Origin of the sequence: Endozoicomonas sp. SESOKO2 (assembly GCF_024606245.1) — a bacterium.
GTDB lineage: Bacteria > Pseudomonadota > Gammaproteobacteria > Pseudomonadales > Endozoicomonadaceae > Endozoicomonas_A.
In genome coordinates this window covers 1-5,895 of sequence record NZ_JAHHPQ010000647.1, presented here as the reverse complement: position 1 = coordinate 5,895, position 5,895 = coordinate 1, and the positions used below count along the sequence as shown (strand labels likewise).

Annotated in this window: 4 protein-coding genes; all 4 read left to right on the top strand. The window is 48.1% G+C overall.

Annotation, left to right across the window (positions count from 1 at the left end):
* Positions 1–268 (top strand): hypothetical protein (locus tag KDK17_RS16085; protein WP_257288516.1); only part of this gene is annotated, 268 nt, incomplete at its 5' end.
* A 66-nt stretch (positions 269–334) separates the two neighbouring features.
* A complete protein-coding gene (locus tag KDK17_RS16080) occupies positions 335–2,143 on the top strand; it encodes a hypothetical protein (RefSeq protein ID WP_257281452.1) in 1,809 nt (602 codons plus the stop codon).
* A 128-nt stretch (positions 2,144–2,271) separates the two neighbouring features.
* Positions 2,272–4,458, top strand: coding sequence for a hypothetical protein (locus KDK17_RS16075; RefSeq protein ID WP_257288515.1), 2,187 nt, complete (start codon positions 2,272–2,274; stop codon positions 4,456–4,458).
* 126 nt (positions 4,459–4,584) lie between these two features.
* Positions 4,585–5,895 (top strand): hypothetical protein (locus KDK17_RS16070; RefSeq protein ID WP_257288514.1); only part of this gene is annotated, 1,311 nt, incomplete at its 3' end.

The following is a 5,895-nucleotide window of genomic DNA, read 5'->3' as shown; positions in this document are numbered from 1 at the left end:
ACAAACCTGTGACGCAACCATCATCGGGGCGGATGGCCAACCGCGGCCATGCGGTAAGGTCTGCAAGAATGCTGAATCCTTCTCGTCTCACAAAAGCAAATACCACAGCGGGCAAAAAACCTGTGATATGTCCGTACTGGGGAAGGATGGTCAGCAGCGTGCGTGCGGAGCGGTTTGCAAGCATGCAAGAGCCCTGTTAACTCACAAAAGGCGTCATCGAAAACGCAAGCCTGTTGATGAGGATCAAAAAGTTGACCTCAGTCGCTGATCTGAAACCCGCCTTTTAATGAGCTGATCTATCCTTCCTCCCTATAAATTAGATTACATGGATAGAATGATTAAACACTCACTCATTGTGGCGCGGATTTTTCCGATATTATTGCTGGCTGTCGTTTGTCAGGGCGAACCGCAGAGAGAACGTTTTATTGTTGAGCTTGAACAGAAGACAGTGTTTCCAAATCAGAGCTTTTTTATAAGGCGTGACCAGCATAGATTGCCAGTCAACCCATCAGGCATCGCAGACACATACGGCTATGCAAGACTGGCTTCACCGCCTGATAAAGAACCTGATTACCGAGCAAAAACAACCATCATTGAGTCAATTTCATGGTGTTTGCTTTACGCCAAACAATTGTACGTGGGCTACGAACTGACCCCGACTTCCAAAGACGCCGCTCTGAGCTCTACCCCTTATTCATGGCTACCTGTAGAAATGGTTATCATAATCGGTTGGCTTTTAAAAAACTATTGCCCCCCCTATTCAGCGTCGTTTAACGCGATCGAACAACAAGAAGTGAGTCAGGATCACCTGTTTGTCTCCATCACTATGGTGCCTGACTCTGGAGATAACCGACCACTTAACCTGCCATCAGAATCATCGGGACAGCGTATCCCGGAAAACGCCTTCCACCTTGCTGGCTCTTTCACTGGCCTCATGTATTCTGGCTCTGGCAGTGGTAACGGAGGCCCTCAACCATCCCTACATACTCTGGGTTTAAATTGTTTCGTCCTTCCCTGTCATGGCTTTTGTACTTTCCGACCTTCATCCGATGACAGAGGAACCACTGAATGGCCGCTGAACCCGGCAGAAAGTTCGACAGGCAAACCTGCACTCTCAATGAGTGCAGAAGCTGGCCCTATCACTGACTCTGCAGAGCGAATCAATAATGATGTGACAGCGCACGGGAATTTGCCTTTCACCGCTAACGACTGGTTTATAGTCAATTGTTTACTCAATCTGCGTGGTCACAGCCTTCCCGAAGAAATGGGGCTTTCCAGTACGCATTCCAATTTGACACGTCCAATGGAGAGTTCATCTTCAGGCTACCCTCCTTCCGAAGGGGCTACCCATTACCAACATGACCTGTCGAATCATAGGAGAAAAAACGACATCGGACGAAAAGACTGTGACGTGAGCCTGGTTAGGGAAGATGGCCTGAAGCGACCATCTGGAAGAGTCTGCAAGAATACTGAAGCCCTATTGGTTCACAAAAGCTCATACCACACCGGGCAAAAAACCTGTGAAGTACCTCTGGTCAGGAATGACGGTCAGCAGCGACGGTGCGGGATCGTCTGTAAGAATGCTAAAACCCTGTGGTATCACAAGAGAAAATTCCACAGCAAGCAACAAAACTGCAACGTAACAGTGGTCAGTGAGGATGGTCAGCTGCGACCTTGCGGGGCGGTCTTCAAAAATGTTCAAGATTTGTCGCTTCACAAAAGCAGAAATCATGCAGGACAAAAATCTTGTGACGTGACCGTGTTTGGAGAGGATGGCCAGCCGCGACCATGCGGGAAGATCAGCAAGAATGCTCAAGCCCTATCGTCTCACAAAAGCGGATACCACTCCGGACAAAAAAACTGTGACATGGCGGTGATAGGAAAGGATGGCCAGCCCCGACCATGCGGGAAGGTCTGTAATAATGCTCAGGCCTTGTCTAATCACAAAAAAAGAGACCATTGCGGGCCACAAACCTGTGACGCAGGAGTGATCGGGGAAGATGGTCTGCTGCGGCCATGCGGAAAGGTCTGCAATGATACCAAATCACTGTCTAGTCACAAAAGAATTCATCGAAAACGCAAGCCTGTTGATGTAACCCGGAATGATGACCCCAGTCCTGAAAAAGCTAAATTGAATAAGTAACGATCTGATCCGGTACGTGACTTCAATGACATTTTTCTCGGTGCCACCTTTGGCTTTTAACAAACGATTTTTGATAGAAAACAGACTTATTTTCTTGATCTATCCTCCCTCTCTAGCCACCAGAATGCATGGATAGAATGATTAGACAGTCACTCTTCGCAACACCGCTGTTGCTGATAATGCTGTTGTTGATATTGTTGCCCGTCGTCTGTCAGGCCGAACCGTTGAGTGAACATTTTATTGTCGAGCTTGAACACAACGCAGTGTTTCTAAACCAGAACTTTTTTATATTACCTGACCGACATACTCTGCCAGGAAAACCGTCAGATACTGGCAACGCAAACGGCTATTCAGAAATGGATTCACTTCATGATGACCAAGCAGTTTACAGGGAAAAAACGAACCTTATTGGGTCGATTTCGTGGCAATGGCTTTATACCACTCATCTGTTGGTGGGTTACGAACAGATCCTGACCACCAAAGACGCCCCTCTGAGCGCCAACTCTTTTTCATGGCTACCTGCAGAAGTGGTTCTTGCCGTTGGCTGGCTCTTAAAAAGTTATATTAAAAAAAAATCAATGTCGTATATTATGATCTGCCAGCAAGAAGCAACATCCATACTGACACTGGGGGATGAGCCGTTTGCCTGCATCACTATGGTGCTTGGCTCTGGACGCAACCAACAATCACACTCCCTATCAGAATCAACCGGCGAGCAAGTCTCAGGAGCAATGCCACAACTTACAGGCATTTTCACCAGTCTCGTGCACACTGACTCTGGCAGTGGTAACAGAGGCCCTCAACAACCTCAACATACTTTGGATTTAAATTGTTTTGTCTCTCCCTGTCATGGCGTTTGCAATTTCCGACCATCTTCCTATAGCAGAGAATCCGCTGAATGTCCGTTGAACGCCGGAGAATGTTCAACAGGCAACTCTCCGCTCTCAATGAGCGCAAAGGCAGCCTGCACAAATGACTCTGCCGGGCCAATCAACAATGACGTAACAAGCCGCCTGAATTTGCCTGCCACCTCTGATGAGTGGATTATAATCGATGGCTTACTCAATCTGCGTGGCCATCATCGCCCCGAAGAAACTACGATTGCCTGTATGCCTACCCATTTGACACGCCCAATGGAGATTTTACCATCGGATTGTCTTCCTTCCGCAGAGGCTACCCATTGCCATGGAGCCCTGTCGAATCACAAAAAAAGAGACCACATCGAGCAACAAAGCTGTGACGTGACCGTGGTCGGGGAGAATGGCCAGCGGCAACCATGCAGAAAAGTCTGCAGAAATGCTCGGGCCCTATCGGTTCACAAAAGCTCATACCACACCGGGCAAAAAACCTGTGGTTTGACTGTGGTCAGGGAGGATGGTCAGCTACAGCCGTGCGGGATGGTCTTGAAGAATGCTCGATTCCTGGCGGAGCACAAAAGAAAAGTCCACAGCGGGCAAAAAAACTGCGACTTGACCGTGTTCACAAAGGATGGTCAGCAGCGATCATGCGGGAGGATCTGCAAGAATAGTTATGACCTGTTATCTCACAAAAAAAGAGAGCACACTGGACAACAAACCTGTCAGATAACAGTCGTCGGGAAAGATGGTCAGCAACGGCCATGCGGAAAAGTTTCCGGGAATGCTTTAGCCCTGTCGGTTCACAAAAGTTCATACCATACCGGGCAAAAAACCTGCCATGTAACCATGACCGGAGAGGATGGGAAGCAGCGACCGTGCGGGACGGTATACAAGAATGCCCGATTCCTGGCGGATCACAAACGAAAAGCCCATAGCGGGCAACAAACCTGCAATGTGACCGTGGTCACAGAGGATGGTCAACGGCGACCATGCGGGATAATCTGCAAGAGTACCCAAGCCCTGTCGGGTCACAAAAGCAGAGACCACACTGGGCAACAAGCCTGTGACGTAACCGTCGTAGGGGAGGATGGTCAGCCGCGGCCATGCGGGATCTTATGCAAAAATGTTACCACTCTGTCATCTCACAAAAGCGGACAACACAGCGGGCAAAAAACCTGTGACGCAACCGTGATTGGGGAAGATGGCCAGCCGCAGCCATGCGGGAAGATTTGCACAAATGCTCAAGCTTTGTCGAATCACAAAAGAAGCAACCACAGCAAACAACAGACCTGTAGCCGTACCCTGGTTGGGGATGATGGGCTGCAGCGGTCATGTGGGAAGATCTTCAAGAATACTAAAGCCCTGTCGGCTCACAAAAGATGTCATCGAAAACGCAAGCCTGTTGATGTGAACCAGAATAATGACCGCAGTCCTAAAAAAGGTAAATCAAATAATTAACACCCGACTTTTCATGACGTTTTGCCCCGTAGCAACCTTTGGCTTTTTAAGAAGGTCTTTGTCAGGAAAACAGACTGATTATCCTGATCTATCCTTCCTGTCTACCCAACAGAATGCAAGGATAGAATGTTTAGGCACTCACTCTTTACGGCACTGCTGCTGATATTGTTGTTAATACTGTTGCTGTCATTGTTGTTGTCTGTCGTTTGTCAGGCCGAACCCTGGACAGAACATTTTATTGTCGAGATTGAACAGAAGGCAGCTTTTCCAAACCAGAGCTTTTCTATAAAACGGGCCCGGCATACTTTAACGGGCAACCCGTCAGACATTGCAGATCCAAACAACTATGCAGGAATAGATTCGACGCCTGATGATCAATCAGGTTATGGGGTAAAAAAGAACCTTATTGTGTCGATTTCGTGGCAATGGCTTTATGCCACACATCTTCTGATGGGTTACGAACTGATCCTGACTAACAAAGACGCCCCTCTGAGCGCCAAACCTTATTCATGGCTAATTGCTGAAGTGCTTGTCTCTGTCGGCTGGCTTTTAAAAAGCTATTATAAAAATCTACTGTCGTTTAGTTCGTTCGGCCGGCAGGAGGCAACATCCATGCTGACACGGAGGGATAATCCTTTTACCTACATCAATATGGTGCTTGGCTCTGGACATAACCAACAATCACAATCGCTATCAGAATCATTCGGCAAGCGAGTCTCAGGGGCAAAACCCCAACTTACAGGCACTTTCATCAGCCCTATGCACTCTGACTCAGCCGATGGTAACAGGAGCCCTCAACAACCTCAGCATACTTTGGATTTAAATTGTTTTATTTCTCCCTGTCGTGGCGTTTGTTGTTTCCGATCACCAATCGTTGACAGAGAGCTCGCTGAATGGCCGCTAAATTCCGAAGAAAGTTCGACAGACAACCCCACACGCTCAATAAGTGCAGAGGCAGTCTATACAACTGAACCACCCGGCCCTCACAATTATGCTGTGACAATGCACAGAAATTTGCCAATCACCTCTGATGACTGGATTATAATCCACGGGTTGCTCAATCTACATAAACAGCGTCTTCCAGAAGAAACAGAAACTTCCTTTTCACATACCCATTTCACACCCTCAATGGGGACTTCACCTCTCGTCTGCCTCGCTTCCAGAAGGGGTACCCTTTGCCAAAAAGTCCTGTCGAATCTCAATAGAGGAGGCCACACCGGGGAACAAACCTGTGACGAGAAAGTGGTCGGGGAGGATGGCCAAAAGCAGTCATGTAGCAGGGTCTGCAAGAATGTTAATGCTCTGTTGTATCACAAAAGAAAAGAGCACACCGGGCCACAAACCTGCGACCTGACATTGGTCACAAAGGATGGTCAGCAGCTACCATGCGAGAAGGTTTACAAAAGTGTTCGAGCTTTGGAGGATCACAAAAGAAGA